Genomic DNA, 26,912 nt, shown 5'->3' on the forward strand with positions numbered 1-26,912 from the left:
CTTTACTTGCTCTCCTCGGTACGGGTGGTGGCGGGGGCGACGGCGGGCTCGGAGCCGCCGAGCAGCAGGTAGAGGACGGCCATCCGGACGGAGACGCCGTTGGCGACCTGCTCGACGACCGTGCAGCGGTCGGAGTCGGCGACCTCGGCGGTGATCTCCATGCCGCGGACCATGGGGCCGGGGTGCATGACGATGGCGTGCTCGGGCATCTTCGCCATCCGGTCGCCGTCGAGCCCGTAGCGGCGCGAGTACTCGCGCTCGGTCGGGAAGAAGGCGGCGTTCATCCGCTCGCGCTGCACACGCAGCATCATGACCGCGTCGGACTTCGGCAGCACGCTGTCGAGGTCGTAGGAGACGTCGCAGGGCCAGGTCTCGACGCCGACGGGGACGAGGGTGGGCGGGGCCACCAGGGTGACCTCGGCGCCGAGGGTGTGCAGCAGGTCGACGTTGGAGCGGGCGACCCGGCTGTGCAGGACGTCGCCGACGAGGGTGATCCGCTTGCCGTCCAGGTCCTTGCCGAGCCCGGCGTCGCGGCCGACGAGGCGGCGGCGCATGGTGAAGGCGTCCAGGAGGGCCTGGGTGGGGTGCTGGTGGGTGCCGTCGCCCGCGTTGATGACGGGGGCGTCGATCCAGCCGGAGGTGGCGAGGCGGAAGGGGGCGCCGGAGGCTCCGTGCCGGATGACGACGGCGTCGACGCCCATCGCCTCCAGGGTCTGCGCGGTGTCCTTCAGGGACTCGCCCTTGGAGACGCTGGAGCCCTTGGCCGCGAAGTTGATGACGTCGGCGGAGAGGCGCTTCTCGGCGGCCTCGAAGGAGATCCGGGTCCGGGTGGAGTCCTCGAAGAAGAGGTTGCAGATGGTCCGGCCGCGGAGGGTCGGCAGCTTTTTGATGGGCCGGTCGGCCACCCGGGCCATCTCCTCGGCGGTGTCGAGGATCAGGACGGCGTCGTCGCGGGTGAGGTCGGCGGCCGAGATGAGGTGACGCATCATCGGGGTTTCTCTCCGGGGTGGGGAGGCGTGAGGGCATGCGGGGGCACACGGGGGTGCCGTGGTCCCGCGGGGTGGCCGGTCCGGCTAGGCGGACTTGCCGCCGAGCAGCACGGTGTCGCGACCGTCCTCCTCGGCGAGCTGGACCTTGACGGTCTCCCGCAGCGACGTGGGGAGGTTCTTGCCGACGTAGTCGGCGCGGATCGGCAGCTCGCGGTGGCCGCGGTCGACGAGGACGGCGAGCTGGACCGCGCGGGGGCGGCCGATGTCGCCGAGGGCGTCGAGGGCGGCGCGGATGGTGCGGCCGGAGAAGAGGACGTCGTCGACGAGGACGACGAGGCGGCCGTCGACGCCTTCCGCGGGGATGTCGGTGCGGCCGATGGCGCGCGCCGGCTTCAGCCGCAGGTCGTCGCGGTACATGGTGATGTCGAGGGAACCGACCGGGACCTTGGTGCCGGTGATCGATTCGAGCTTCTCGGCGAGCCTGCGGGCGAGGTAGACGCCACGGGTGGGGATGCCGAGGAGGACCACGTCGTCGGCGCCCTTGGCGCGCTCGACGATCTCGTGGGCGATCCGGGTCAGGACCCGGGCGATGTCGGGGGCCTCGAGAACGGGCCGCGCCTCACCGGTGTGCTCTTGCGTGTCCATGAAGAAAGGACCTCCTTCTCCGCCTCACGGGACGGCTCTTAAAGGACGTCGGATGTACGGCGTCCACTTTAGCAGGGCGGCTCGCACGGGCTTTCCCCGGTTCCCCCTCCCCCGCTCCGACCTGCGGCGGACCGTCCCCCGGGAGGGGGTGGCGAGCCCCTTTCGGCTTGACGGGAAAGAGTAACGCTGCGTAACCTCACAGTGAGTTACCAGCCGCGCGGCGCAGCCGCATGTCGTCACAGCGTCCGGGAGCGTTATGTCCAGCGAATACGCAAAGCAGCTCGGGGCCAAACTCCGCGCCATCCGCACCCAGCAGGGCCTGTCCCTCCACGGCGTGGAGGAGAAGTCCCAGGGCCGCTGGAAGGCCGTCGTGGTCGGCTCGTACGAGCGCGGCGACCGCGCCGTGACCGTGCAGCGCCTGGCCGAGCTGGCGGACTTCTACGGCGTGCCGGTGCAGGAGCTGCTGCCCGGCACCACCCCGGGCGGCGCCGCCGAGCCGCCGCCGAAGCTGGTCCTGGACCTGGAGCGCCTCGCCCACGTCCCGCAGGAGAAGGCCGGCCCGCTCCAGCGCTACGCCGCGACGATCCAGTCGCAGCGCGGCGACTACAACGGCAAGGTGCTGTCGATCCGCCAGGACGACCTGCGCACCCTGGCCGTCATCTACGACCAGTCCCCCTCGGTCCTGACCGAGCAGCTGATCAGCTGGGGCGTGCTCGACGCCGACGCGCGCCGCGCGGTCGCCCACGAGGAGAGCTGACCCCCGGGGCAACCGCCTTGCAGAAACGTGCCGCCGGGCCCGTGGACGTCATCCGACGCCACGGGCCCGGCGCTTTCGTACCCCCGCCCTTCACCCGTTCGGGCTAATCCAGGGAACGGGCCGGCTGCCCGGGGGAACGGCGGCCCGGGACATGCGAAGGGGCCCGCGGCACCGAGGTGCCGCGGGCCCCTTCGACGGGCCGTTCGGGACTAGGCGTCCACGTCCCGGCGCAGCCGGGGCTTCAGGTCCTTGAAGCGCCCGAGAAGGCCGTTGACGAAGGCCGGGGAGTCGTCCGTGGAGAACTCCTTGGCGAGCTGCACGGCCTCGTCGATGGCCACCGCGTCCGGGGTGCCGTCCTCCCAGATCAGCTCGTACGCGCCGAGGCGCACGATGCTGCGGTCGGCGGCCGGCATCCGGTCGAGGTCCCAGTCCACCGCGTAGGTGGCGATGAGCTCGTCGATCCGGGCCGTGTACCGGGCGTACCCCTCGACCAGCTCCATGGTGAAGTCACCGACCGCGGGCTGACGCTCGTCGGCGCGGTGGAGCCGGATCTGGTCCGCGAGGACCTCCTGCACCGAAGTGCCGCGCTGGTCGGCCTCGAACAGGATCTGGAAGGCCCGCCTGCGGGCCTTGCTCCGGGCGGCCACGGTTAGCTGTTCACCCGGCCGAGGTAGCTGCTGTCACGGGTGTCGACCTTGATCTTCTCACCGGTGGTGATGAAGAGCGGGACCTGGATCTGGTGACCGGTCTCCAGGGTGGCGGGCTTGGTGCCACCGGTGGAGCGGTCGCCCTGGACGCCCGGCTCGGTCTCGGCGATGGTGAGCTCGACGGCGGCCGGCAGCTCGACGTAGAGGACCTGGCCCTCGTTCTGCGCGACGAGCGCGGTGAAGCCCTCGATCAGGAAGTTGGCGGCGTCGCCCACGACCTTGCGGTCGATGTGCAGCTGGTCGTACGTGTCCATGTCCATGAACACGAAGTACTCGCCGTCCATGTAGGAGAACTGCATGTCGCGCTTGTCGACGTTCGCGGTCTCCACCTTCACGCCGGCGTTGAAGGTCTTGTCGACGACCTTGCCGGACAGCACGTTCTTGAGCTTGGTGCGCACGAAGGCCGGGCCCTTGCCGGGCTTGACGTGCTGGAACTCGACGACGGACCAGAGCTGGCCCCCGTCGAGCTTGAGCACCATGCCGTTCTTGAGGTCGTTCGTGGAAGCCACGGTTGCGGAATCTCCTGGACTGACGTGGGGACCGAGGAGGCGTACGCGCTCTACAGCGCGAGCAGCTCCTTGGTCGTGATGGTGAGTAGCTCGGGTCCGCCGTCCGCCTCCTGGCGCACGACGAGCGTGTCATCGATCCGGACCCCGCCCCGGCCCGGGAGGTGGACCCCCGGTTCGACGGTGACCGGCACACAAGCGTCCAGTTTACCCATGGCCGAGGGGGACAGCTGCGGGTCCTCGTCGATTTCGAGCCCCACACCGTGTCCGGTGAGGGGGACGGCGGTCCCCGCGTGCCCTCCGGCGTCGAGGATCTGGCGGGCCGCGCGGTCCACGTCACGGTACTCCGCGCCGGGCACGAGGGACTCCCGGCCGGCCCGCTGGGCGGCGAAGACGAGCTCGTACAGCTCGATCTGCCAGTCGGCCGGCGCGGTGCCGATGACGAAGGTCCTGCCGATCTCACAGCGGTATCCGCGGTAGTCCGCGCCGAGGCAGACCGAGAGGAAATCGCCCTCCTCGACCCGGCGGTCGGTGGGGCGGTGGCCGCGCCGGCCGGAGTGGGGCCCGGTGGCGACCGAGGTGGGGAAGGCGGCCCCGTCGGCCCCGTGGTCGACCAGCCGCCGCTCCAGTTCGAGGGCGAGGTGGCGTTCGGTCCGCCCGACCAGGATCGACTCCAGGAGCTCGCCGAGGGCCTGGTCGGCGATCTCGGCGGCGATCCGCAGACAGCCGATCTCGTCCTCGTCCTTGACCACCCGCAGCTGTTCGACGGCGCAGGCGAGGTCGGCGAGGCGGAGCCCGGGGGCGGCGGCGCCGAGGCTGCGGTGGCGGGCCACGGTCAGGTGGTGCTCCTCGACGGCGAGCCCGTCCGCGCCGGACCGGCGCGCGAGTTCGGCGGCGGTGACCGCCGGATCACCGCCGCCGAGCGGGAGCTGCTGCTGCCGGAGGAGTTCGTCGAGACGCCCGTCGAGCGGCTCGCCCTCGCTCGCGGTGGGCCGGATCAGCACGTCGGCACCCGGCTCGGGGCCGACCATCAGAACGGCCCCGGGCGGGGCGCCGCCGGCGAGATAGCGCACATTGGCGGGACGGGACACCAGGGCCGCCGCGCTGCCCGCTGCCGCGACCCGGTCGCGCAGCCTGACCCGGCGGTCCGCATACACCTGTGACATGTATCCGAGCCTACGAGCGCGGCCCCGCCCCGGCCTGTCGGCGGCGTCCGACCGGGGAACGCCCGCCGGTCAGCCGGCGGGCGGCGAGGCTATCGCCCGGGCCAGCGCCTCGTCGAGGAGCCGGGCGGTGGCCTCCACGTCGAGCGCGGAGTTGTCGATGATCGGCAGGCCGGAGCCGTACCAGCCGGCCATCCGGCCGTGGATGGCGGCGACCTCCTCGTCGGAGAGGCGCCGGTTTCCGGAGCGCTGGGCGTTGCGCTCCAGGACGACATCCAGGCCGGGCAGGAGGACCACGGGCAGCAGCCCGGGGCCGACGTGCCTCTTCCAGCCGCCGAGGCCGACGACCGGGCGGTCCGGGAAGACGGCGTCGTCGAGGATGCAGGAGATGCCGTTGGCGAGGAAGTTGCGGGCGGCGAAGCCGCAGGTGCGGCGGGCCAGCCGGTACTGCGCCTCGGAGTGCTCGTTCCACCCCGACTGGGGGTCGGCGAAGCCGGAGCACACCCACTCGCGGACGTCGTCGAGGCTGATGTGGGCGGTGGGGACGGGCCGCCGGCGCGCCCAGTGCCGGGCGACCGTGGTCTTGCCCGCTCCGGCGGGCCCGATCAGCAGGACGGCGAGGGTCGCGGTGCCGGTCCCGGGCCCCTGCTCGTACAGCGGCATCGGGGGCGCCAGCGGCACGGCCCCCGTGACGTGCGGGGACACGCCCGCGGGAACGGACGGCGGTACGGCTCCTGGCGCGCCGGGCGGTACGGCTCCGGAGGCGCCCCAGCCCGCGCCGCCGGGCCCCTGGGCGGGCGGTGGCGGCGGGGGCGGGCCCGGCTGCACGGCGGGGTGCACGCCGAGCCGCCCGCCGGGCGCGCCGGACGGCGGTCCCGGGTAGGGCGCGGCCTGTGGGGCCGGGGGTGCGGACCCGTGGCCGCCGGCCGTGATCGGGCCGGGCGTCGGGCCCGGCTGCTCGGGCGATGGCAGCGGTCCCCCCACTGCGTGCTGCATCCGGTGCCACTCCGTCTCGTCGGCCTGGTGCGTCGGTGTGGGCGGCCGGTCGGTGCCGCCGTCGGCCCGCTCCGGTCGCCCGGGGATGCCAAAACGTTACCGCCCCGTCCCCCCGCTCGGGGAACGGGCGGGACCCTACCGAAAGTGCCCGCCCCGCCGGGACCCCTCCCGGCCGGGCCCTCCCCCGCCGCGCGACGGGGCGGCCGCCGTGCCGGCGACCGCCCCGGGATCCCGCGTACCGCTCAGCCCTGGGCGTCGAGCTCCTCGGCGAGGGCGCGCAGGGCGAGCCGGTAGGAGCCGATGCCGAAGCCGGCGACCGTGCCGGTCGCGACGGCGGCCACCACGGAGGTGTGCCGGAACTCCTCGCGGGTGTACGGGTTCGAGATGTGCACCTCGATCAGCGGGGCGGTGCGCTGCGCCGCCGCGTCCCGCATGCCGTACGAGTAGTGCGTGAAGGCACCGGGGTTGAGCACGACCGGCACGCGGCCGTCGGCGGCCTCGTGCAGCCAGCGGATCATCTCACCCTCGTCGTTGGTCTCACGGACCTCGACGTCGAAGCCGAGCGTGGCGCCGAGCTCCCGGCAGGACTCGACGAGCCCCTTGTAGGAGGTGGCGCCGTAGATGTCCGGCTCGCGCGAGCCCAGCCGGCCCAGGTTGGGCCCGTTCAGCACCAGGACGCGGCGCACCTCGCTCATGCGGAGAGCTCCCCGTAGGCGGCGATGAGGACGGACGGGTCCGGGCCCTCCAGGACCGAAGGCTTGGCCAGCCCGTCGAGGACGATGAAGCGCAGCAGGTCGCCGCGGGACTTCTTGTCCACCTTCATCGTCTCCAGGAGCTTGGGCCACTGGTCGCCGCGGTAGGTGAGCGGCAGGCCGACGGACTCCAGGATCGCGCGGTGCCGGTCGGCGGTGGCGTCGTCGAGGCGGCCGGCGAGGCGGCCCAGCTCTGCGGCGAAGACCATGCCGACGGAGACGGCGGCGCCGTGGCGCCACTTGTACCGCTCGTTCTTCTCGATGGCGTGCGCGAGGGTGTGCCCGTAGTTGAGGATCTCGCGGCGGCCGGACTCCTTGAGGTCGCCGGAGACGACGTCGGCCTTCACCTGGATCGAGCGGACGATCAGCTCGGCGGTGTGCGGGCCGGCGGGCGTACGGGCGGCCTGCGGGTCCTCCTCGATGAGGTCGAGGATCACCGGGTCGGCGATGAAACCGGCCTTGATGATCTCGGCGAGTCCGCTGACGAAGTCGTGGACGGGCAGCGACTCCAGCGCGGCGAGGTCGCACAGGACCCCGGCCGGCGGGTGGAAGGCGCCGACGAGGTTCTTGCCCTCGGCGGTGTTGATGCCGGTCTTGCCGCCGACGGCCGCGTCGACCATGCCGAGGACGGTGGTCGGCACCGCGATCCAGCGCACGCCCCGCAGCCAGGTCGCCGCGACGAAACCGGCCAGGTCGGTGGTGGCGCCGCCGCCGACACCGACGATGACGTCGGTGCGGGTGAAGCCGGTCTGGCCGAGCGCCTTCCAGCAGTACGCGGCGACCTCGGCGGTCTTCGCCTCCTCGGCGTTCGGCACCTGGACGGCGACGGCCTCGTACCCCTGCTCGGCGAGGTCCTCGCGGAGCGCCTCGCCGGTCTCGGCGAGCGCCTCGGGGTGGATCACCGCGACCCGCTTCGCCCGGTCGCCGATGAGGGAGGGCAGTTCGCCGAGCAGCTGCCGGCCGACCAGCACCTCGTACGGATCCGTGCCCGCGCTGCCGCCGACGTGGATGCGGGTCACTTCCTGGTCCGTGCTCATGCGTCCTTCAGCTCCAGTGCGTCGAGGATCGCCGCGGCGACCTCTTCGGGGGTGCGCGCGTCGGTGGCGACCACGACACGGGCGACTTCTTCGTACAGGTGGCGCCGGGCGTCCATCAGCTCGCGCCACTGCCGGCGCGGGTTGACGGCGAGCAGCGGCCGGGCCGCGCCGAGCCCCACCCGCCGCACGGCCTCCTCGATGTCCATCGAGAGGTACGCGACGGGACGGCCGGCGAGGAGGGCGCGGGTGTCCGCGTCGAGGATCGCTCCGCCGCCGAGGGCGAGGACGCCGTCGTGCTCGGCGAGGGCCTTCGCGACGGCGGCCTTCTCCAGGGCGCGGAAGTGCTCCTCGCCGTCCTCGACGAAGATGTCGGAGATCTCGCGGCCCTCGGCGGCGACGATGTCGGCGTCGGTGTCCCGGTAGGGCGCGCCGAGCCGTTCGGCCAGGAGCGCGCCCACCGTGGACTTGCCGGAGCCCATCGGGCCGACGAGGACGACCAGGGGGCCGCCGGTCACCGGATGCGCAGGTTGTCGACGTAGCTCTGGACGTTGCGCCGGGTCTCGGGCACCGAGTCGCCGCCGAACTTCTCGACGACGGCGTCGGCGAGGACGAGGGCGACCATCGCCTCGGCGACGATGCCGGCGGCGGGGACGGCGCAGACGTCGGAGCGCTGGTGGTGGGCCGCGGCGGCCTCGCCGGTGGCGACGTCGACGGTGGCCAGCGCGCGCGGGACGGTCGCGATCGGCTTCATGGCGGCACGGACGCGCAGCAGCTCGCCGGTGGTGAGCCCGCCCTCGGTGCCGCCGGAGCGGCCGGAGGTGCGGCGGATGCCGTCGTCGGTCTTCACGATCTCGTCGTGGGCCTGGGAGCCGGGCACCCGGGCGAGCTCGAAGCCGTCGCCGACCTCGACGCCCTTGATGGCCTGGATGCCCATGAGCGCGGCGGCGAGCCGCGCGTCGAGCCGGCGGTCCCAGTGGACGTGCGAGCCGAGGCCGACGGGCACGCCGTAGGCGAGGACCTCGACGACGCCGCCGAGGGTGTCGCCGTCCTTGTGGGCCTGGTCGATCTCGGCGACCATCGCCTTCGACGCGTCGGCGTCGAGGCAGCGGACCGGGTCGGCGTCGAGCTTCTCGACGTCGGCGGGGACCGGGTAGACGCCGTACGGTGCCTTGGCGGCGGCCAGCTCGACGACGTGGCTGACGATCTCGATGCCCGCGGCCTCCTTGAGGAAGGAGCGGGCGACGGCGCCGAGGGCGACGCGGGCGGCGGTCTCCCGGGCGCTGGCGCGCTCCAGGATCGGCCGGGCCTCGTCGAAGCCGTACTTCTGCATGCCGGCCAGGTCGGCGTGACCGGGCCGGGGCCGGGTCAGCGGCGCGTTGCGGCCGGTCTCCTTGAGCTCGGACGGGTCGACCGGGTCGGCCGACATGACCTTCTCCCACTTGGGCCACTCGGTGTTGCCGACCATCACGGCGATCGGCGATCCGAGGGAGAGTCCGTGCCGGACCCCGCCCAGGAAGGTGATCTCGTCCTGCTCGAACTTCATCCGGGCGCCGCGCCCATAGCCGAGGCGCCGCCGCGCGAGGTGGTCCGCCACCAGCTCAGTGGTGACCGGGACGCCGGCGGGAAGACCCTCCAGCGTCGCGACCAGCGCGGGTCCGTGGGATTCCCCAGCGGTCAGCCAACGCAACCTGCTCAACGATGCTCCTCATGCTCGCGCCTGGGCACTGCGACGGCAGGGCCGGGCGCGCGGCCCTGATCCGCCACCCCCGATCCTCCCACGTCCGGGCCCTGGCCTCGGCCTCCGGTCCAGCTATCGGACGGGTGCCTCGTCCGCGTGGACACCGTCGGCGGCCCCGGGCGCGTCGGCGGATCGTTTCCGCAGCCAGCTCACGAAGCCGTACACCACGGTCAGCCCGAAGAGCGCGAGCACGGTGTACCGCGCCCACGGCGGCAGCGAGCTGAAGAAGCCCACGTACAGGAAGCGCACGACGTCGAAACCGAAGTCCAGCTTCGACGCGAGCGCCACGTCCGCGTCCATGTCCACGTTCATCCCGTTCCCCCTCGGGCGTCACGACGCCCCGGGGCCGCCGCGCGGGGTCAGTGCGCGGCGAGCGCGGCCTCGCCGGCGGCGCGCATGGCGGCCAGCGGGGCCTTCGGGGTGCCTGTCATCTGCTCGACCTGGAGGACCGCCTGGTGGACCAGGAGGTCCAGGCCGCCGATGATCTTACCGCCGCGTTCGGACCAGGCGGCGGCGAGCGCGGTGGGCCAGGGGTCGTAGAGGACGTCGAAGAGCGTGCCGGGGCGGTCGGGGACGGCCGCGGCGAGGGTGTCGGTGGTGCCCGCCGGGGTCGTGGCGATCACCAGCGGGGCGGCGAACGCCTCCGCCGCGTCGTCCCAGGCGGCGGTACGGACGTCCACGGCGAGCCGGTCGCCCCAGCCGCGCATCTCCTCCGCCCGCGCCTCGCTGCGCACGTACGCCGTGACCGGACCCGCGCAGACCTGCGCGAGCGCGGCGAGCGCGGAGGAGGCGGTGGCGCCGGCGCCGAGGATCGCCGCGGACTCCACCTTCTCGACGCCCCGCTCGCGCAGGGCGGCGATCATGCCGGGGATGTCGGTGTTGTCGCCGACCCGGCGGCCGTCCTCGCGGAAGACCACCGTGTTCACCGCCTCGACGGAGGCGGCCGTCCCGCTGATCTCGTCGAGCAGCGGGATGATCGCCCGCTTGAGCGGCATGGTCAGCGACAGACCGGCCCAGGAGGAGTCCAGCTCCGCGACGAAGCCGGGCAGGGCGGCCTCGTCGATCTCGAAGCGGTCGTAGGACCAGTCGTCCAGACCGAGCTCCGCGTACGCGGCCCGGTGCAGGACCGGGGAGAGCGAGTGCGCGATCGGCGAGCCGAGGACCGCGGCACGGCGGCCCGTGCCGCTAGTTCGTGCTGGCATTGAACTTGTCCTTGAGCTTGAGGAACTCGGCGTGGGTCTTGGCGAACTCGGTCTTGCTCATGCCGTCCGTGGCCACAAAGTAGACCCAGCCGTCGTTCGTCGGTTCGAGCATCGCGCCGAGCGCCTCGTTGCCCGGGTTGCCGATCGGTCCCGGCGGCAGCCCCTTGTGCTTGTAGGTGTTGTACGGGTCGGTGTTCGAGTTCGCCTCGTCCTCGGAGATCTTGATCTCGCTCTGGCCCTTGAGATAGTTGAGGGTCGAGTCGAACTGGAGGAGCTGGAAGGTCTCACGGTTGTCCGGCTGGAGACGGTTGTAGATGACCTCCGCCATCTTGCGGAAGTCGTCGTGCGTCTTGCCCTCGGCCTGGACGAGGCTGGCCACCGTGATGAGCTCCCAGGGGCTCTCCAGGCCGTGCTTCTTCGCCTGCGCCTCCAGGTCCAGCTTCGTGTACTCCTGGTTGGCGCGGCTCACCATCTTCTTGAGGGCCGCCTCCGGCTTCGAGCCCTTCGCGACCGGGTAGCTCGCCGGGAAGAGGAAGCCCTCCAGCGGGTCCTTGAGCTTGTCGTGGCCCTTGGCCCAGTCCGGCAGGCCGAGGGAGTCCGCCTGGTTGACGGCGATCTCCTTCGTGGTGCCGGGTTCGAGGCCGAGGCGGGTGTCGATCTGCTCGTACACCCAGGCGTTGCGCTTGCCCTCGGGGATGATCAGGTTGGCCTGGCTCGCCGGGTCGAGCATCAGCGCGACCGCGCTCTCCGCCGACATCTCCTTCTTCAGCGTGTAGGCGCCGGCCTGGATCGACCTGCCCTTGGCGTTCTGGTTCTGGGCCGCGACGAACGCGTCGACGCTCTTCACGACGCCGGCCTGCTTGAGGATGTTGCCGATCTCGTTGCCGAACGCGCCCTTGGGGATCTCGACCTGGACCTCGCCCGAACCGGTGCCCGCGTAGTCGGGCGCCTCGCCGAACTGGCCCTGCCAGAACTGGTAGCCGAAGTAGCCGATGCCGCCGACGCCGCCGACGAGGACCGCGGCGACGACCAGGCAGGCCATGCCGTTCTTGCCCTTGCGTTTCTTCTCCTTGCCGCGGCGCTCGCGGTCACGGTCGTCACCGCGGCCGCCCCGGCCGCGGCGCGGGGGCGGTGCGTCGTCCTCGTCGTCGTCACCGGTGAAGAAGGGGTGCGACTCCTCGGGCTCCTGCCGGGCGGCGAGCTCGGGCTCGGGCTCCGGTTCCGGCTCCCAGTCGATCACCGGCTCCGGCGGCTGCTGCCGCCGGCCGGGCGGCTGGGGCGGCGGGTACGCCTCGGGGGTGCCGTAGAGATCGGGCTGCCCTCCGCCGTACGGGTCGGCGGGCGGCGCGTTGTAGGCCATGGCGGCCTGGTCGGTCTGCCAGTTGCCGTCGTACGCCTGTCCGGGATGCCCGGGCGTGTCGTACCCCTGCTCCCAGCCGTTCTGACCGTACGCCTGTGCGGGGGCGTGGCCCTGGTCGCCGTACATCTGCGCCTGCGGGTCCACGTACCCCTGCTGCTGGTACTGCTGCTGGTACGCGGCCTGCTGCTGGTACGGGTCGGTCCCGTAGCCCTGCTGGGCATACGGGTCCTGGTACGGCTGACCTGCCTGGTCGTAGGGCATCGCCTGCTGCGGCTGCTGCGGCTGCTGGTGGTACTGCTGCTGACCTTCCCACCCCTGGTCCCCGTAGAGCGGGTCCGTGGGGTGCCACGGTTCGGAGCCCTGGCCCCGGCCATACTCAGTCATCGATCCCCAAACAGCCGCGAGGCTTCCGGACGATCCGCCTCTACGTAGTGCGGCAGCTGTTCGAACACGGCCGCATCGCGCGGAACGTTACCGTATCGCGATCAGATGACCACTTCGACGCCCTCACCGGGCGGATTACCTGATACCCGTTCGGACTCAAGAGCGTTCTGAAGGATGATCACAGCGGCGGCCTGGTCGATGACCGAGCGGCCCTTCTTCGCCTTCACCCCGGAGGCCCGCAGACCCTGGGTCGCCGTCACCGTCGTCATCCGCTCGTCGACCAGGCGGACCGGTACGGGGGCGATCCCCTTCGCCATCTCCCGGGCGAAGGCGCGGACCTTGGCCGCGGCCGGACCCTCCCGCCCGCTGAGCGAGCGGGGCAGGCCCACGACGACCTCGATCGGCTCGTACTCCTCGACGATCCGGCGGAGCCGCCGGTGGGCGGCCGGGACGTCACGTCCCGGCACGGTCTCCACCGGCGTGGCGAGGACCCCGTCGGGGTCGCACGAGGCGACCCCGATCCGGGCGTCCCCGACGTCGACCGCGATACGGCGGCCGCGGCGCATCGTCACGCCGTCTCCACCACGAGCCGCTCGACGGCGGCGATGGCCTCGCCGACGGCCTCCGGGTTCTGGCCGCCGCCCTGGGCGACGTCCGGCTTGCCGCCGCCACCGCCGCCGAGGGTCTTGGCGGCCGTGCGGACCAGCTCGCCGGCCTTGAGACCGCGCTCGCGGGCGGCCTCGTTGGTGGCGATGACCGTCAGCGGCTTGCCGTTGGCCGTGGTGAACAGGGCCACGACGGCCGGGCGGTCCGACGGGATCCGGCCGCGCACGTCGAGGACCAGCCTGCGCAGGTCGTCGGCGCCGGTGCCGTCCGGGACCTGACCGGTGACCAGGGCGAGGCCGCGGATGTCCTTGGCGGAGTCGACCAGGCCGGCGGCGGCCTGGAGGACCTTCTCCGCGCGGAACTTCTCGATCTCCTTCTCGGCGTCCTTCAGCTTGCCGAGCATGGCCGAGATCTTCTCCGGCAGCTCCTCCGAGCGGCCCTTGACCAGCTCCTGGAGCTGGGCGACGACCGTGTGCTCCTTGGCGAGGAAGTTGTACGCGTCGACGCCGACCAGGGCCTCGATGCGGCGCACGCCGGAACCGATGGAGGACTCGCCGAGCAGCTTCACCAGGCCGAGGGCGGCGGTGTTCTTGACGTGCGTACCGCCGCACAGCTCCTTGGAGAAGTCGCCGATGGTGACGACGCGGACCTGCTCGCCGTACTTCTCGCCGAACTCGGCGATGGCGCCCTGGCGCTTGGCCTCGTCGATCGGCATGACCTCGGCGTGGACCTCCAGCTCGCGCGAGAGGACCTCGTTGATCTTCTGCTCGACGTCCATCAGGACCGTGCCGGGGACGGCGTTCGGCGAGCCGAAGTCGAACCGGAAGCGGCCCGGCTGGTTCTCCGAACCGGCCTGGGCGGCCGTCGGGCCGAGGGCGTCGCGCAGCGCCTGGTGGGTCAGGTGGGTGGCCGAGTGGGCACGGGCGATGGCCTGGCGGCGGCGGACGTCGATGGTGGAGTAGGCGGTGGAGCCCACGGTCACCTCGCCGACCTGGACGGCGCCCTTGTGCACCGTGACGCCCGGGACGGGCTGCTGCACGTCGCGGACCTCGATGACGGCGCCGGAGTGCAGCCGGATGCGGCCCTGGTCGGCGATCTGACCGCCGCCCTCGGCGTAGAAGGGGGTGCGGTCGAGGACGACCTCGATCTCGTCGCCCTCCGAGGCGGCCGGCGACGGGACGCCGTTCACCAGCAGGCCGACGACCGTGGACTCGCCCTCGGTGTTGGTGTAGCCGGTGAACTGGGTGGCGCCCGAGGTGTCGGCGATCTCGCGGTAGGCGGAGACGTCGGCGTGGCCGGTCTTCTTGGCCTTGGCGTCGGCCTTGGCCCGGTCCCGCTGCTCCTTCATCAGGCGGCGGAAGCCGTCCTCGTCCACGGAGAGGCCCTGCTCGGCGGCCATCTCCAGGGTGAGGTCGATCGGGAAGCCCCAGGTGTCGTGGAGCAGGAACGCCTTCTCGCCGGCGAGGACCGTGCCGCCGGCGGCCTTGGTCTCGGTGACGGCGGTGTCGAGGATGTTGGTGCCGCCCTTGAGGGCCTTGAGGAACGCGGCCTCCTCGGCGAGGGCGACCGTCTCGATCCGCTTGCGGTCGGTCTCCAGCTCCGGGTACTGCTCGCCCATGGTCGAGATGACCGTGTCGACGAGCTGCCCGACGACCGGGCCGGTGGCACCGAGCAGGCGCATGTTGCGGACGGCACGGCGCATGATGCGGCGGAGCACGTAGCCGCGGCCCTCGTTGCCCGGGGTGACGCCGTCACCGATGAGCATGACGGAGGTACGCATGTGGTCGGCGACCACGCGCAGCGAGACGTCGCTGTCGTGGGCCTTGCCGTAGGCGACGCCGGTGAGCTCGGTGGCCTTGTCGATGACGACCTTGAGGGTGTCCGTCTCGTACATGTTCTGGACGCCCTGGAGGATCATCGCCAGGCGCTCCAGGCCGAGGCCCGTGTCGATGTTCTGGGCCGGCAGGTCGCCGAGGATCGGGAAGTCGTCCTTGCCCGAGCCCGCGCCCCGCTCGTACTGCATGAAGACCAGGTTCCAGATCTCCACGTACCGCTCGTCGTTGACGGCCGGGCCGCCCTCGACGCCGAACTCCGGGCCGCGGTCGTAGTTGATCTCGGAACACGGGCCGCAGGGGCCGGGGACGCCCATGGACCAGAAGTTCGGGCCCATGCCCAGGCGCTGGATGCGCTCGGCGGGGACGCCGACGACATCGCGCCAGATGCGCTCGGCCTCGTCGTCCTGCTCGTAGACGGTGATCCAGAGCTTCTCCGGCTCCAGGCCGTAGCCGCCGTGCTCGACCGAGGAGGTCAGCAGCTCCCAGGCGAGCTTGATGGCGCCTTCCTTGAAGTAGTCGCCGAAGGAGAAGTTGCCGCACATCTGGAAGAACGTGCCGTGGCGGGTGGTCTTGCCCACCTCTTCGATGTCCGGGGTACGCACGCACTTCTGCACGCTCGCGGCGCGCGCGAAGGGCGGCTTCACCTCACCCAGGAAGTAGGGCTTGAAGGGCACCATGCCGGCGGGAACGAGCAGCAGAGTCGGGTCGTCCGCGATGAGCGACGCCGAAGGGACGACGGTGTGCCCGCGCTCCTCGAAGAAGCTCAGCCAGCGGCGGCGGATTTCAGCCGACTCCATCAGTGGTCCTCATTCCGGTTGTACGAGATCGTGCGCGACGAAAACGTGGTCGTGGTCTTGTGCGGGTTCGGGCCGAGGGCGGCCCGGCGGCGGGGCGCCGGCAGCTCCCGGTCCGCGGGAGGCGGTGCGTCGAGGCCGAGCACCTCGCCCAGCTCGGCCTCCCGCTGGACCATGCCCGCCCTCACGTCGAGGGCGAAGTCCTTGAGCCGGTGGCCCGCCTCGACCGCCTTGTTCGCGGCCTGCGCCGCGAGGCTCTCGGGGGTCAGCTGCTGGATCTTGCGGTTGACCTTGGTGGTGGCCCAGACGCCGGCGGCTGCGCCGGCCGTGAACCAGAACGTGCGGCGGAACATCGCGGCACTCAGCCCTTCTGCTTCCGGCGCCGTGCGAAGGGCACGGTACGGCCGACGATCACAGTACGTCGCCCGGCGGCGGGCGGCACCTCCTCGCGCTCCCGGCCCCTGCCGAGCGCCCTGCGGACCCCGTAGCCGAACGCCGCGACCTTGACCAGCGGGCCTCCGAACGTGGAGGCGACGGTCGTCGAGAGCGCGGAGGCGTTGGCGGTGACCTCCTGGACGTCGGAGGCGATCGCGTCGACCCGGTCGAGCTGGGTCTGCGCCGACCGGACCGTGGCCGACGCCTCGGCGAGCAGGGGAACGGCCTGCTCGGTCACGTCCGCCACGAGCCTGGTGGTCGCCCGGAGCGTCTGCGCCAGCCTCGCCAGCACCACGGCGAGGAAGGAGACGAGGATCGCCCAGAACACGGCCACCAGGATCCCGGCAACCTCTCCACCGGTCACTGCGCACCGCTCTCTGCTGTCGTCATCGGTCGTTCGGTCATGCGAAAAGTCGTCCCCCGACCCTATCGCGCCCCGGCTGTCACGCCGTACCGCATTACCGCCCGTGGGGCGGGAGTTACGCGATCAGATTGTACGGAGCGCGCGCGGATGAGTACGCTCCGTGTCCCATGCGACGCAGCAATCTCCCGGCGGAGCTCAGCCTGTTCGTCGGACGGACCGAGGAGCAGGCCGAACTGGCCGCGCTCCTGGCCGAGTCACGCCTCGTCACGGTCCTCGGCGTGGGCGGGGTCGGCAAGACCCGGCTGGCCCTGAGGGCCGCGGCGGCCGTGCAGAAACGCTACGGCGAAGAGGTCCGGCTCGCGGAGCTGGCACCGCTGCGCGACCCGGCGCTCGTCGAGCACGCCCTCGTGGAGGCGCTCGGCCTGACCGACCACACCCTCCGCGGCCCCCGCGAGGTCCTCCTCGAACACCTCTCCGACCGCCGGCTCCTCCTCGTGCTCGACGGCTTCGAGCACCTGGTGGAGGTCTGCGCCCCGCTCGTCCGCGACCTGCTCGCGGCGGCGCCCGGACTGACCGTGCTCGCCACCGGCCGCCGGCCGCTGCGGGTGCCGGGCGAGGCGGTGCTGACGCTGGCACCGATGGACGAACCGGACGGGCTCGCGCTGCTCGCCGAGCGGGCCGCCCGGGCCGGCGCGCCCCCCGTCACGGACGACGCGGCGACGCGCGAGCTGTGCCGGCGGCTCGACGGCATCCCGCTCGCCCTCGAACTGGCCGCGGGCCGGCTCCCGCTGCTCTCCGTGGAGCAGCTGCTCGTCCGCCTCGACGACCGCTTCCGGCTGCTCGACGACGGCGGGCGCGGGGTGCTCCCCCGCCACCAGACGCTGCGCACCGCGATCGGCTGGAGCCACGAGCTGTGCACGCCGCGGGAGCGGCTGCTGTGGGCGCGGCTCTCGGTCTTCGCCGGCCCGTTCGACCTGGAGGCCGTGGAGTACGTGTGCGGGGGCTCCGGTCTGCCGCAGGAGGGGATCCTCGACGTGCTCGGCGGTCTGCTGGCCCAGTCGCTGGTGAGCCGGGAGGACACGGCGGCGGGCCCTGGCTACCGGATGCTCGACACGGTGGCGGCGTACGGGGCGGAGTGGCTGGCGGCGCTGGGCGACACCGAGCGGATGCGGCGGCGGCACCGGGACTGGTACATGGGCCTGGCGACCTGGTGCGAGCTGGAGTGGTTCAGCCCCCGGCAGGCGGAGGTGGCGGCCCGGACGACCGCGGCGCTGCCCAATCTGCGGGCCGCTCTCGATCTGTGCCTGGAGCTGCCGGAGGACGCCCATCTCGCCCAGCACCTGGCGGGGACGCTCTGGTTCGCGTGGGTGGGGTGCGGGCGGCTCTCGGAGGGGCGGCACTGGCTGGACCGGGCGCTGGCCCTGGAGTCCGAGCACGAGGAGGCCCGGCTGAAGGCGCTCTGGGTGCTCGGCTACGTGGCCGTGCTCCAGGGCGATCCGACCGCCGCGGTGGCCGCGCTGCACTCCTGCCGGGAGCGGGCGCGGGCGTCGCGGAACCGGCTGGCGGAGGCGTACGCGACGCACCGGCTGGGCTGTCTGGCGCTGCTCTCCGACGACTTCCCGCGCGCCGAGGAGCTGCTGGGCCGGGCGCTGGACGCGTACGCGGAGCTGGGCGAGCTGAACAGCAACGTGCTGATGGGCCGGGTGGAGCTGGCGATGGCGCGGGCCTTCCGGGGCGACCTCGAGGGCGCGACGGCGATCTGCCGGGAGGTGCGGGAGGTCTGCGAGGAGCGCGGGGAGCGCTGGTCGCGGGCGTACGCGCTGTACGTGCTGGCGTTCTCGGCGTGGACGCGGGGCGCGCTGCCCGAGGCGCGGGAGCTGCTGGTGGAGTGCGTGACGATCAACCACCTCTTCCGCGACCAGGTGGGGGTGGTACTGGCCATCGAGCTGCTGGCGCTGGTGACGGTGAGCGAGGGCGACCCGGTGGAGGCGGCGGTGCTCCAGGGCGCGGCGGTGCCGGTCTGGGACACGGTGGGGATCCGGCTCTTCGGGTCGGACTCCTTCGACGGGCCGCGGGCGCTGTGCGCGGGGCGGGCGGTGGAGGAGCTGGGCGCCGAGGTGTACGGGGAGTCGTTCCGGCTGGGGCAGGGCCTGTCGCTGGACGAGGCGGTGGAGCGGGCGGTGGCCGACCGGTCGGGCGGGGTCGTGGCCGGGCGGCCGGGCGCGGTGGCGCCGCGGCCGTTCCGTACGGCGCGTCCGGCGGTGGTGCCGGGAACGCGGAAGCCCGCCGGCTCCCCCACCGGCAAGGGCGGGGAAGCGGCGGGCTGAACACCGCGAGGGTGAGTCCTACGGCCGCTGGATCAGCGGGCGTAGTACTCGACGACCAGCTGCTCGTCGCAGATGACCGGGATCTCCTTGCGGTTCGGGTCGCGGTCCAGGCGGAAGGCCAGGGCCTTGAGGTTCACCTGGAGGTAGCGCGGGGTCTCGCCGTCGGGGGCGAAGCCACCCTCGCGGGCGACCTGGAACAGGGTCTTCGCGCGGGACTTCTCGCGGACCATCACGACGTCGTCGGGACGGACGCGGAAGGACGGCTTGTCGACCTTGCCACCGTTGACCTGGATGTGGCCGTGGACGACCATCTGACGGGCCTGGTAGATGGTGCGGGCGATGCCCGAACGCAGGACCAGGGCGTCGAGGCGGCGCTCGAGCTCGACGACCAGCGCCTCGCCCGTCTTGCCCTCGGCCTTCTTGGCGCGGTCGTAGGCGCGCGCCATCTGGCGCTCGCTGATGTCGTACTGGGCACGCAGACGCTGCTTCTCGAGCAGACGGACCTTGTAGTCCGAGTTCTGCTTGCGGCCGCGGCCGTGCTCGCCCGGCGGGTAGGGACGGGCCTCGAAGTACTTGACGGCCTTCGGCGTCAGCGCGATGCCGAGGGCACGCGACTTCTTGACCTTGGGGCGGGCCTGGTTCGCCATGAACCAACCTCTCTATCTGAACGAATACGGCTTCACCAGTGGTTAGGGAGGTCGCAATCCGCAGCCGGGAAAACCCTCCGGGTCCGCGAGGGACCCGTCGGGCAGCCGCTTCCCGGTCTGGGCACGTACGTGCAGCACGCGAACGACCCACCGCCGGTCCCGGGAACCCGGGGGGTGGTGGGTGGCACGCGACACCTTCGAGGTGCGCGACGCTCCTGGAGACCCTGCCCGGGGGCCGGGGCTCCTGCTGACTGTCCCGCTCTGGTGGTGCCGGCCTGGGCCGGACACGGGACGCAGCGATCCCGACCAGTGTACCGGCTCCCCGGAGCGCCGCGGCCCGGGGGCGGTCCCGGCTCAGCGGCAGCCGGCGAGCAGGGTCTGGAGCGCCTTCTTCTCGGGCGGGGAGACGCTCAGGGCGTACTTCGTCTTGATGCCGGTCCAGCGGCGGGCGTACGCGCACCGGTAGGCGGCGCGGGGCGGCAGCCACTTGTCGGGCGTCTTGCTGCTCTTGTCGAAGTTGGCGTCCTTGTCGGTGGCGAGCAGGACGTCGAGGTCGTTGGCGTAGGCGAGCCGGCGCTGCGGCGTCCAGGCCCAGGCGCCGGCCCGCCAGGCGGCGCCGAGGGCGACCACGTGGTCGGTCTGGATCCGGGACGCCTTGCGGTAGCTGTAGGGCAGCCGCTTGCCGGTGTACGGGTCGTGGAGCACACCGGACAGGACGACGCAGGGGTTGCGGTCGCCGACGCGCAGCTCGACGAGGTCGCGGCGCAGGACGTCGTCGCGGGTGTCGCAGCCGTTGCGCCCGCCGGGGGCGTCGGTGGCGTCGGACCAGCCGTCGCCGAACTTCTTCCGGTCGTACGTCTGCCAGCGCTCGCCCCAGGCCACCTTCAGTCCGGCGAGCTGGGCGCGGGCCCGCTCGGCGGCGGGCGGGAAGCCGGCGGAGAGCAGCGGTGCGACGGCCCGGGGCGCCGGGGTGGTCGCGGCCGGTGCCGCCCCGCCGGCGGCGCAGCCGGTGAGGGCGAGCGTCCCGAGCGCGAGGAGGCGGACCGTACGGAACCGGATCATGGTCCGAGGGTAGGAGGCGGCGGGGCGCTCCGCCCGTCAGCCGCCGTCGCCCTTCAGCCGCTCGCGGACCTTCTCGACGACGTCCGCGTAGCGGGCCTCGGCGCCGTAGCGGGTGGGCTCGTAGTAGCGCCTGCCGTGGAGGGCGTCGGGGGCGTACTGCTGGGCGGCGATCGCGCCGGGCACGTCGTGCGGGTAGACGTATCCCTGGGCGTGGCCGAGTTTGGCGGCGCCCTTGTAGTGGCCGTCGCGGAGGTGGGAGGGGACGGGGCCCGCGAGGCCGTTCCTGACGTCCTCGCGGGCGGCGAAGATCGCGTTGGTCGCCGCGTTGGACTTGGGGGCGAGGGCGAGGGCGATGGTGGCGTGGCTGAGGGTGAGGGCGGCCTCGGGGAAGCCGATCATGGCGACGGCCTGGGCGGCGGCGACGGCGAGCGGCAGGGCCTGCGGGTCGGCGAGGCCGATGTCCTCGCTGGCGGAGATCATCAGCCGGCGGGCGATGAAGCGGGGGTCCTCGCCCGCCTCGATCATGCGGGCGAGGTAGTGGAGGGCCGCGTCGACGTCGGAGCCGCGGATGGACTTGATGAGCGCGCTGGCGACGTCGTAGTGCTGGTCGCCGTCCCGGTCGTAGGTCACGGCGGCGCGGTCGACGGCCTCCTCGACGGTCTGGAGGGTGATCTCCCGCTCGCTCTTGGCGAGGGCGCCGCCGGCGGCGGCCTCCAGGGCGGTCAGGGCGCGCCGGGCGTCGCCGCCGGCGATCCGCAGCAGGTGGGCGCGGGCGTCGTCGGCGAGCTCGACGGCGCCGCCGAGGCCGCGCTCCTCGGTGACGGCCCGGTCCATGAGACCGCTGAGGTCCTCGTCGGTGAGCGGTTCCAGGGTGAGGAGCAGGGAGCGGGAGAGGAGCGGGGAGATCACCGAGAAGTAGGGGTTCTCGGTGGTGGCGGCGATGAGGGTGACCCAGCGGTTCTCGACGGCGGGCAGCAGGGAGTCCTGCTGGGCCTTGGAGAAGCGGTGGATCTCGTCGAGGAAGAGGACGGTCTCCTTGCCGTAGCCGCCGGAGGCGCGGCGGGCGCCGTCGATGACGGCCCGGACCTCCTTCACGCCGGCGGTGATCGCGGAGAGCTCGACGAAGCGCTTGTCGGTGGCCTTGGAGACCACGTACGCCAGGGTGGTCTTGCCGATGCCGGGCGGGCCCCAGAGGATCACCGAGGAGGCCCCGGCGGGGCCGCTGCCCTCGCCGACGAGCCGCCGCAGCGGTGAGCCGGGCTTGAGCAGGTGGCTCTGGCCCACCACCTCGTCGAGGGTGCGGGGGCGCATCCGGACCGCCAGCGGGCTGCTGGACGGGTCCTTCTCCTGGCGCTCTTCGGCGGCTGCGGTAAACAGGTCGGGCTCCACGTCCATGAAGCCTAGGTCACGCCACCGACAAGCCGGGCGGGAGCGAGTCCCGTCAGCTCGTCCAGAAGTCCCACCAGCGGGTGAGGATCAGCATGCCGATGATCCCGAGGTGCAGGACGGGCAGGACCCAGGTGAACTCGGCGAAGAAGGTGCGCAGCCCGGCCGGGGCGGGGATCACTCCGGAGCGCACGTTGTGCGAGGTCACGTACCAGAACATGACGATGGTGGCGGCCCAGGCGAGGCAGCACCACAGGCAGAGCGAGTTGATCTCGTACAGGGACTGCTGCATGAGCCAGGTGCAGAAGCCGACACCGAAGAGCGTGCCGGCGTTGAGGCCGAGCCAGTACCAGCGGCGGAAGCGGGCGCCGGCGAGGAGGGCGACGCCGATGGCGATCACCATGCCGTAGGTGACCAGGCCGAGCATGGGGTTGGGGAAGCCGAAGACCGACGCCTGCTCGCTCTTCATGATGTTGCCGCAGGACACGATCGGGTTGAGGCTGCACCCGGGGACGAAGTTCGGGTCCTCCAGGAGCTTGAACTTGTCGAGGGTGATGACCCAGGCGGCGAGCAGGCCGGCCACGCCGGTGATCACCAGGAGCCAGGCGAGGCCCTTGCTCGCGCCGACGGTCCCCGTCCGCTCCGTCGTCTGCGTACCGGCGTTCGTCATGCCTGCCTGTCCTCATTCCCTCGCGCGCGGGCCCGGTGGCCCCGGCCATTCTGCAACAAGGCGTACGCCTTCGGCCGTTCGCGGGGCATAAGGAAGGGCCCGGCCGCGGGTGCGGACCGGGCCCTTCCGGGGTTCGGGCGTCAGCCGAGCAGGCCCCGGACGGCGTCCAGGACCTCGTCCAGGGCGACCGCGCGCTGCTCGCCGGACGCCATGTCCTTGAGCTGGACGACGCCCTCGGCGAGGTCCCGCTCGCCCGCCACCAGGGCGAGGCGGGCGCCGGAGCGGTTGGCGTCCTTCATGGACCCCTTGAGCCCCTTGCCGCCGAAGGAGAAGTCCGCGGCGATCCCGGCCCGGCGCAGCTCGGTGACCTTGCCGAAGAGGACGCGCCGCGCCTCCTCGCCGAGGGCCACCGCGAAGACGCTGGTGGGGGCGGGCAGGTCCAGCTCGACGCCCTCCGCCTCCAGGGCGAGGACCGTACGGTCGACGCCGAGGGCCCAGCCGACGGACGGCAGCGCGGGGCCGCCGATCATCTCGGAGAGGCCGTCGTAGCGGCCGCCGCCGCCCACCGCGGACTGCGAGCCGAGGCCGTCGTGGACGAACTCGAAGGTGGTCCGGGTGTAGTAGTCGAGGCCGCGGACCAGCTTGGGGTCGTCCTCGAAGACCACGCCGGCGGCGGTGATCAGCTCGCGGACCTGCTCGTGGTACGCCTTGCAGGCGTCGCACAGGTAGTCGCGGAGCAGCGGCGCGTCGACGAGCTGCTTCTGCACGTCGGCCCGCTTGTCGTCGAGGACGCGCAGCGGGTTGATCTCGGCGCGGCGGAGGGTCTCCTCGTCGAGGTCGAGGCCGCGCAGGAAGGACTGCAGGGCCTCGCGGTAGACGGGGCGGCACTCCTTGTCGCCGAGCGAGTTCAGCAGGATGCGGTACTGGCGCAGGCCGAGGGAGCGGTACGCCTGGTCGGCCAGGATGATCAGCTCGGCGTCGAGCGCCGGGTCCTCGGCGCCGATCGCCTCGGCGCCGACCTGGGAGAAGTGGCGGTAGCGGCCGGCCTGGGCCCGCTCGTAGCGGTAGTACGAGCCGGAGTACCAGAGCTTGACCGGGAGGTTGCCCTGCTTGTGCAGGTTGGCCTGGAGGGCCGCGCGCAGCACGGAGGCGGTGCCCTCGGGGCGCAGCGCGAGCTGGTCGCCGCCCTTCGTGGTGAGGGTGTACATCTCCTTGGTGACGATGTCGGTGGACTCGCCGACGCCGCGGGCGAAGAGGTTCACGTCCTCGAAGCCGGGGGTCTCGACGTAGCCGTATCCGGCGTTCCTCGCCTGGGTGGAGATGGCGTCCCGGACCGCCAGGAAGACGGCGGAGCGGGGCGGGATCAGGTCGTACGTGCCCTTGGGGGCCTGAAAGGTGCTCACGAGAGTCTCGTCACATTCCTCGTCGGGGAGCGTCCGTGCTCCCGAGGCCGGAGGCCACCTGCCGCAGATACGGGTTGGTGGCGCGCTCCTGGCCGATGGTCGTCTGGGGGCCGTGGCCGGACAGGACGACGGTCGAGTTGTCGAGCGGCAGGACCACGCGGGTCAGCGAATCGAGCATCTCGGCCATGTCACCGCCGGGGAGGTCGGTGCGTCCGATGGAGCCGGCGAAGAGCAGGTCGCCGGAGAAGAACACGGAGGGGATCTCCGTGGTCTCCGGCGTCCGGAAGGTCACCGACCCCTTGGTATGCCCGGGCGCGTGCGCGACGGAGAACTCCATGCCGGCGAGGCTCAGCGCGGCCCCGTCGGTGAGTTCGTGCACGTCGTCCGGCTCGCCCACGGTCAGCTCGCCCATGAGCGGCATCCCGATGGAGCGGCCGAGGGCCTTCTCCGGGTCGCTCATCATGTACCGGTCGGCGGGGTGGATCCACGCGGGTACGTCATGGGCGCCGCAGACCGGGACGACGGAGGCGACGTGGTCGATGTGGCCATGGGTGAGGACCACCGCGACGGGCTTGAGCCGATGCTTCTTCAGCGTCTCCTCGACTCCCTGGGCGGCCTGGTGGCCCGGGTCGATGATGACGCACTCCTCGCCTGCGGCGGGGGCGACCACGTAACAGTTGGTGCCCCAGGCCCCGGCGGGGAACCCGGCAATCAGCACGATCGTCCTTCAGTGTCGTCCGGCAGTGGGCTGCGGCCTTGTGGAATGCAGCAGATCAGAGCCTACCGGCGGTGCGTATTCCACAGCCAACCCGTATACGGTACGGGCACCCAGGACAGGAACACACGAACGAGAGGGAGCGGACCCGGTGGTCACCAGCGATCAGCGGCGGCGGCAGCTCGCCAGGGACAAGTACGCGCGCCAGCAGCAGCGACGGGCGGAGGCTCAGCGCAGGACGAAGCGCCGCAACACCGTGATCGCCGCCTCCCTCGCGGTGGTCCTCGCCGCCGGCGGGGCGGTGTACGCCTCGGTGCAGTTCCTGGGGGACGACGACGCCAAGAGCACCGAGAACGAGGCCGCCACGGGCGAGCCGAAGATGGCCATCGAGGCCAAGGGCACGTACGCCTTCGCCCTGAAGACCAACGAGGGCGACATCACCGTCGAGATGGACGCGGCGAAGACCCCGCGGACGGTGAACTCCTTCAAGCACCTCGCCGACAAGAAGTACTTCGACGGGACGAAGTGCCACCGGCTCACGACCGCCGGGATCTTCGTGCTCCAGTGCGGCGACCCGGAGGGCACCGGCATGGGCGGCCCCGGCTACACCATCCCGGACGAGAACCTCGACGCCCTGGGCAAGCCCGGCGCCGACGGCAAGGTCACGTACAAGGCCGGCACGGTCGCCATGGCCAACACCGGTCAGCCGGGCACCGGCGGCTCGCAGTTCTTCCTCGTCTACAAGGACTCGAAGCTGCCGCCGCAGTACACGCCCTTCGGCACGATCGACGCGGCCGGCCTGAAGGCGGTGCAGAAGGTCGGCGCGGCCGGGGCCGACGGCGGGCAGGGCGACGGCGCCCCCAAGAAGCCGGTGAACATCGAGACGGCGACCGTCACCGCGGAGTAGGGGCGGGACGCTCGGCGGGACGGCGGCCCGGAGGTCCGCACGCACGTGACCGTGGAATTTCGGTCGCGCTGAGTGCGGACAGCCGGGCCGCCGTTCGCCTAGATTGGCGTTGTGCAGCGCGGTCCGATCCGTCGGCCGCGCGGCGGAAGGCGGGCGAGGCCCGCCCAGGAACTGTGGACGATGCCCGGGGGTCACCACCCCGCATGGGCATCATGGTGAGGAGGCGCTGTGAGCAGCGACCCGTGGGGCCGCGTCGACGAGACGGGCACCGTGTACGTGCGGACGGCCGAGGGTGAGAAGGTCGTCGGATCCTGGCAGGCGGGCACCCCCGAGGAGGCGCTGGCCTACTTCGAGCGCAAGTACGAGGGCCTGGTTGTCGAGATCGGCCTCCTCGAGAAGCGGGTGAAGACCACCGACCTCTCGGCGAAGGACGCCCAGACGGCGATCGAGCACATCCGGCACCAGGTCGACGAGCACCACGTCGTCGGCGACCTGGCCGCGCTCTCGGCCCGCCTGGACAAGCTGACGGAGACGGTGGAGTCGCGCCGCGAGGAGCGCAAGGCGCAGAAGGCGAAGCAGGCCGACGAGGCCCGCTCCGCCAAGGAGGCTCTGGTCACCGAGGCCGAGGAGCTGGCGCAGAGCGAGCAGTGGCGGGCGGCCGGCGAGCGGCTGCGGTCGCTGGTGGACACCTGGAAGGGCCTGCCCCGGCTCGACCGCAAGTCCGACGACGAGCTGTGGCACCGCTTCTCGCACGCCCGCTCGGCCTTCTCCAAGCGGCGCAAGGCGCACTTCGCCCAGCTCGACGCGCAGCGCGAGGACGCCCGCAAGGCGAAGGAGCGGCTGGTCGCCGAGGCCGAGGCCCTGCAGAACTCCAGCGACTGGGGTGCGACCGCGGCCCGCTACCGCGAGCTGATGGCCGACTGGAAGGCCGCCGGCCGGGCGCAGCGCGAGCACGAGGACGACCTGTGGAACCGCTTCCGCGGCGCCCAGGACGTCTTCTTCGCCGCCCGCTCCGAGGTCTTCGCCGAGCGGGACGCGGAGCAGACCGAGAACCTCAAGCTCAAGGAGGAGCTCGCCGGCGAGGCCGAGAAGCTGCTCCCGGTGACGGACCTGAAGGCCGCCCGTGCCGCCTTCCGCTCCCTCAACGAGCGCTGGGAGGCCATCGGCCACGTGCCGCGCGACGCCCGTCCGAAGGTGGAGGGCCGGATGCAGGCGGTGGAGCGGGCGATCCAGGAGGCCGAGGAGGCCGAGTGGCGCCGGACCAACCCGGAGGCACGCGCGCGTGCCGCGGGTCTGACCGGGCAGCTCCAGGACGCCGTCGAGAAGCTGCGCAAGCAGATCGACGCGGCCCGGGCGGCGGGCAACGACGCCAAGGCCGACAAGCTCTCCAGGGAGCTGCAGGGCCGCCAGGCCCTGCTCGACCAGGCGCTGAAGGGCCTGCAGGAGTTCGGCGGCTGACCTCGCCGTCGTACGGACACGGGAAGGGCCCCCGGCGGATGCCGGGGGCCCTTCCTCGTACCCGCGC

At 72.4% G+C, this 26,912-nt stretch carries 27 protein-coding genes; 4 read left to right on the forward strand and 23 right to left on the reverse strand.

From position 1 onward, the window contains the following. Nucleotides 1–2: 2 nt before the first annotated feature. Together ACIGHB_RS23975 and pyrR are read right to left on the reverse strand one after the other, a co-directional pair. A complete protein-coding gene (locus ACIGHB_RS23975) occupies nt 3–989 on the reverse strand; it encodes an aspartate carbamoyltransferase catalytic subunit (protein ID WP_360320085.1) in 987 nt (328 codons plus the stop codon). An 84-nt stretch (nt 990–1,073) separates the two neighbouring features. Further along, nucleotides 1,074–1,634, reverse strand: coding sequence for a bifunctional pyr operon transcriptional regulator/uracil phosphoribosyltransferase PyrR (pyrR, locus tag ACIGHB_RS23980; protein WP_360320082.1), 561 nt, complete (start codon nt 1,632–1,634; stop codon nt 1,074–1,076). Nucleotides 1,635–1,890: 256 nt separating this feature from the next. On the opposite strand from pyrR, the gene bldD reads away from it, so the two are divergent. Then, nucleotides 1,891–2,391, forward strand: coding sequence for a transcriptional regulator BldD (gene bldD, locus ACIGHB_RS23985; protein ID WP_005319862.1), 501 nt, complete (start codon nt 1,891–1,893; stop codon nt 2,389–2,391). Between the two features lie 209 nt (nt 2,392–2,600). On the opposite strand, the gene nusB is transcribed toward bldD, so the two are convergent. From nusB to ACIGHB_RS24060, 15 genes are all read right to left on the reverse strand, one after another. Then, entirely contained in the window at nt 2,601–3,038 is a 438-nt protein-coding gene (gene nusB / locus ACIGHB_RS23990; protein ID WP_360320079.1) for a transcription antitermination factor NusB, read from the reverse strand. Nucleotides 3,039–3,040: 2 nt separating this feature from the next. Next, nucleotides 3,041–3,607: an elongation factor P gene (efp, locus tag ACIGHB_RS23995; protein ID WP_360320076.1), complete on the reverse strand. Its 567-nt coding sequence runs from the start codon at nt 3,605–3,607 to the stop codon at nt 3,041–3,043. 50 nt (nt 3,608–3,657) lie between these two features. Then, nucleotides 3,658–4,761, reverse strand: coding sequence for a M24 family metallopeptidase (locus ACIGHB_RS24000; protein WP_360320129.1), 1,104 nt, complete (start codon nt 4,759–4,761; stop codon nt 3,658–3,660). A gap of 78 nt (nt 4,762–4,839) precedes the next feature. Continuing rightward, nucleotides 4,840–5,763, reverse strand: a complete 924-nt coding sequence (locus tag ACIGHB_RS24005) for an AAA family ATPase (RefSeq protein WP_399915788.1) — start codon at nt 5,761–5,763, stop codon at nt 4,840–4,842. Nucleotides 5,764–6,005: 242 nt separating this feature from the next. Further along, on the reverse strand, nt 6,006–6,458 hold the full coding sequence (gene aroQ / locus ACIGHB_RS24010) for a type II 3-dehydroquinate dehydratase (RefSeq protein ID WP_360317387.1): 453 nt from the start codon (nt 6,456–6,458) through the stop codon (nt 6,006–6,008). Then, nucleotides 6,455–7,552 carry a 3-dehydroquinate synthase gene (aroB, locus tag ACIGHB_RS24015; protein ID WP_360317389.1) on the reverse strand — a complete coding sequence of 366 codons (1,098 nt, stop codon included), beginning with the start codon at nt 7,550–7,552 and terminating at the stop codon, nt 6,455–6,457. Before aroB ends, aroQ begins: the two co-directional genes overlap by 4 nt. Beyond that, the gene (locus tag ACIGHB_RS24020; RefSeq protein ID WP_360317391.1) at nt 7,549–8,067 is read right to left on the reverse strand and encodes a shikimate kinase; all 519 of its coding nucleotides are present in this window, start codon (nt 8,065–8,067) and stop codon (nt 7,549–7,551) included. Before ACIGHB_RS24020 ends, aroB begins: the two co-directional genes overlap by 4 nt. Continuing rightward, on the reverse strand, nt 8,064–9,248 hold the full coding sequence (aroC, locus tag ACIGHB_RS24025) for a chorismate synthase (protein ID WP_360317393.1): 1,185 nt from the start codon (nt 9,246–9,248) through the stop codon (nt 8,064–8,066). Before aroC ends, ACIGHB_RS24020 begins: the two co-directional genes overlap by 4 nt. Before the next feature lie 114 nt (nt 9,249–9,362). Next, complete coding sequence (locus tag ACIGHB_RS24030; protein WP_360317395.1) at nt 9,363–9,602, reverse strand: hypothetical protein; 240 nt, start codon at nt 9,600–9,602, stop codon at nt 9,363–9,365. 47 nt (nt 9,603–9,649) lie between these two features. Beyond that, entirely contained in the window at nt 9,650–10,492 is an 843-nt protein-coding gene (locus ACIGHB_RS24035; protein WP_399915792.1) for a shikimate dehydrogenase, read from the reverse strand. After that, nucleotides 10,476–12,236 carry an endolytic transglycosylase MltG gene (mltG, locus tag ACIGHB_RS24040; RefSeq protein WP_399915794.1) on the reverse strand — a complete coding sequence of 587 codons (1,761 nt, stop codon included), beginning with the start codon at nt 12,234–12,236 and terminating at the stop codon, nt 10,476–10,478. Before mltG ends, ACIGHB_RS24035 begins: the two co-directional genes overlap by 17 nt. A gap of 101 nt (nt 12,237–12,337) precedes the next feature. Beyond that, entirely contained in the window at nt 12,338–12,802 is a 465-nt protein-coding gene (ruvX, locus tag ACIGHB_RS24045) for a Holliday junction resolvase RuvX (protein WP_360317472.1), read from the reverse strand. A 2-nt stretch (nt 12,803–12,804) separates the two neighbouring features. After that, nucleotides 12,805–15,474: an alanine--tRNA ligase gene (gene alaS, locus ACIGHB_RS24050; RefSeq protein ID WP_399915796.1), complete on the reverse strand. Its 2,670-nt coding sequence runs from the start codon at nt 15,472–15,474 to the stop codon at nt 12,805–12,807. Further along, nucleotides 15,474–15,824: a DUF6167 family protein gene (locus ACIGHB_RS24055; RefSeq protein WP_360317403.1), complete on the reverse strand. Its 351-nt coding sequence runs from the start codon at nt 15,822–15,824 to the stop codon at nt 15,474–15,476. Before ACIGHB_RS24055 ends, alaS begins: the two co-directional genes overlap by 1 nt. Before the next feature lie 8 nt (nt 15,825–15,832). Continuing rightward, complete coding sequence (locus tag ACIGHB_RS24060) at nt 15,833–16,270, reverse strand: DUF948 domain-containing protein (protein WP_399915798.1); 438 nt, start codon at nt 16,268–16,270, stop codon at nt 15,833–15,835. A gap of 167 nt (nt 16,271–16,437) precedes the next feature. Here ACIGHB_RS24060 and ACIGHB_RS24065 point away from each other — a divergent pair, with 167 nt between their 5' ends. Continuing rightward, nucleotides 16,438–18,597 (forward strand): ATP-binding protein, encoded by a 2,160-nt coding sequence (locus tag ACIGHB_RS24065; protein ID WP_399915800.1) that lies wholly within the window; start codon nt 16,438–16,440, stop codon nt 18,595–18,597. A gap of 32 nt (nt 18,598–18,629) precedes the next feature. Here ACIGHB_RS24065 and rpsD read toward each other — a convergent pair whose 3' ends face one another. The 6 genes from rpsD to ACIGHB_RS24095 all read right to left on the reverse strand — a co-directional run bounded on the left by rpsD (nt 18,630) and on the right by ACIGHB_RS24095 (nt 24,483). After that, a complete protein-coding gene (gene rpsD, locus ACIGHB_RS24070) occupies nt 18,630–19,244 on the reverse strand; it encodes a 30S ribosomal protein S4 (protein ID WP_360317409.1) in 615 nt (204 codons plus the stop codon). A 354-nt stretch (nt 19,245–19,598) separates the two neighbouring features. After that, entirely contained in the window at nt 19,599–20,306 is a 708-nt protein-coding gene (locus tag ACIGHB_RS24075) for an HNH endonuclease family protein (protein ID WP_399915802.1), read from the reverse strand. A gap of 36 nt (nt 20,307–20,342) precedes the next feature. Continuing rightward, complete coding sequence (locus ACIGHB_RS24080; RefSeq protein WP_399916126.1) at nt 20,343–21,695, reverse strand: replication-associated recombination protein A; 1,353 nt, start codon at nt 21,693–21,695, stop codon at nt 20,343–20,345. Between the two features lie 52 nt (nt 21,696–21,747). Then, entirely contained in the window at nt 21,748–22,362 is a 615-nt protein-coding gene (locus ACIGHB_RS24085; protein ID WP_399915804.1) for a vitamin K epoxide reductase family protein, read from the reverse strand. Nucleotides 22,363–22,502: 140 nt separating this feature from the next. Further along, the gene (gene hisS / locus ACIGHB_RS24090) at nt 22,503–23,765 is read right to left on the reverse strand and encodes a histidine--tRNA ligase (protein WP_399915806.1); all 1,263 of its coding nucleotides are present in this window, start codon (nt 23,763–23,765) and stop codon (nt 22,503–22,505) included. A 10-nt stretch (nt 23,766–23,775) separates the two neighbouring features. Further along, nucleotides 23,776–24,483 carry an MBL fold metallo-hydrolase gene (locus ACIGHB_RS24095; protein ID WP_360317417.1) on the reverse strand — a complete coding sequence of 236 codons (708 nt, stop codon included), beginning with the start codon at nt 24,481–24,483 and terminating at the stop codon, nt 23,776–23,778. A 148-nt stretch (nt 24,484–24,631) separates the two neighbouring features. Here ACIGHB_RS24095 and ACIGHB_RS24100 point away from each other — a divergent pair, with 148 nt between their 5' ends. Together ACIGHB_RS24100 and ACIGHB_RS24105 are read left to right on the forward strand one after the other, a co-directional pair. Beyond that, nucleotides 24,632–25,387: a peptidylprolyl isomerase gene (locus tag ACIGHB_RS24100; protein WP_360317419.1), complete on the forward strand. Its 756-nt coding sequence runs from the start codon at nt 24,632–24,634 to the stop codon at nt 25,385–25,387. A 228-nt stretch (nt 25,388–25,615) separates the two neighbouring features. Continuing rightward, on the forward strand, nt 25,616–26,845 hold the full coding sequence (locus ACIGHB_RS24105) for a DUF349 domain-containing protein (RefSeq protein ID WP_399915808.1): 1,230 nt from the start codon (nt 25,616–25,618) through the stop codon (nt 26,843–26,845). Nucleotides 26,846–26,912: the final 67 nt, after the last annotated feature.

The organism is Streptomyces sp. NPDC085460, assembly GCF_044541975.1.
In the GTDB taxonomy this organism is placed as follows: Bacteria; Actinomycetota; Actinomycetes; order Streptomycetales; family Streptomycetaceae; genus Streptomyces.

What these genes read in the sequence shown, in the direction of transcription:
- ACIGHB_RS24055 (WP_360317403.1), bottom strand. Translation starts at nt 15,824, where the DNA reads ATGTTCCGCCGCACGTTCTGGTTCACGGCCGGCGCAGCCGCCGGCGTC.
- rpsD (WP_360317409.1), bottom strand. Translation starts at nt 19,244, where the DNA reads ATGGCGAACCAGGCCCGCCCCAAGGTCAAGAAGTCGCGTGCCCTCGGC.
- aroB (WP_360317389.1), bottom strand. Translation starts at nt 7,552, where the DNA reads ATGAGCACGGACCAGGAAGTGACCCGCATCCACGTCGGCGGCAGCGCG.
- alaS (WP_399915796.1), bottom strand. Translation starts at nt 15,474, where the DNA reads ATGGAGTCGGCTGAAATCCGCCGCCGCTGGCTGAGCTTCTTCGAGGAG.
- aroQ (WP_360317387.1), bottom strand. Translation starts at nt 6,458, where the DNA reads ATGAGCGAGGTGCGCCGCGTCCTGGTGCTGAACGGGCCCAACCTGGGC.
- ACIGHB_RS24065 (WP_399915800.1), top strand. Translation starts at nt 16,438, where the DNA reads ATGCGACGCAGCAATCTCCCGGCGGAGCTCAGCCTGTTCGTCGGACGG.
- mltG (WP_399915794.1), bottom strand. Translation starts at nt 12,236, where the DNA reads ATGACTGAGTATGGCCGGGGCCAGGGCTCCGAACCGTGGCACCCCACG.
- ACIGHB_RS24005 (WP_399915788.1), bottom strand. Translation starts at nt 5,763, where the DNA reads ATGCAGCACGCAGTGGGGGGACCGCTGCCATCGCCCGAGCAGCCGGGC.
- ruvX (WP_360317472.1), bottom strand. Translation starts at nt 12,802, where the DNA reads ATGCGCCGCGGCCGCCGTATCGCGGTCGACGTCGGGGACGCCCGGATC.
- pyrR (WP_360320082.1), bottom strand. Translation starts at nt 1,634, where the DNA reads ATGGACACGCAAGAGCACACCGGTGAGGCGCGGCCCGTTCTCGAGGCC.
- bldD (WP_005319862.1), top strand. Translation starts at nt 1,891, where the DNA reads ATGTCCAGCGAATACGCAAAGCAGCTCGGGGCCAAACTCCGCGCCATC.
- ACIGHB_RS23975 (WP_360320085.1), bottom strand. Translation starts at nt 989, where the DNA reads ATGATGCGTCACCTCATCTCGGCCGCCGACCTCACCCGCGACGACGCC.
- ACIGHB_RS24085 (WP_399915804.1), bottom strand. Translation starts at nt 22,362, where the DNA reads ATGACGAACGCCGGTACGCAGACGACGGAGCGGACGGGGACCGTCGGC.
- ACIGHB_RS24035 (WP_399915792.1), bottom strand. Translation starts at nt 10,492, where the DNA reads ATGCCAGCACGAACTAGCGGCACGGGCCGCCGTGCCGCGGTCCTCGGC.
- ACIGHB_RS24075 (WP_399915802.1), bottom strand. Translation starts at nt 20,306, where the DNA reads ATGATCCGGTTCCGTACGGTCCGCCTCCTCGCGCTCGGGACGCTCGCC.
- ACIGHB_RS24030 (WP_360317395.1), bottom strand. Translation starts at nt 9,602, where the DNA reads ATGAACGTGGACATGGACGCGGACGTGGCGCTCGCGTCGAAGCTGGAC.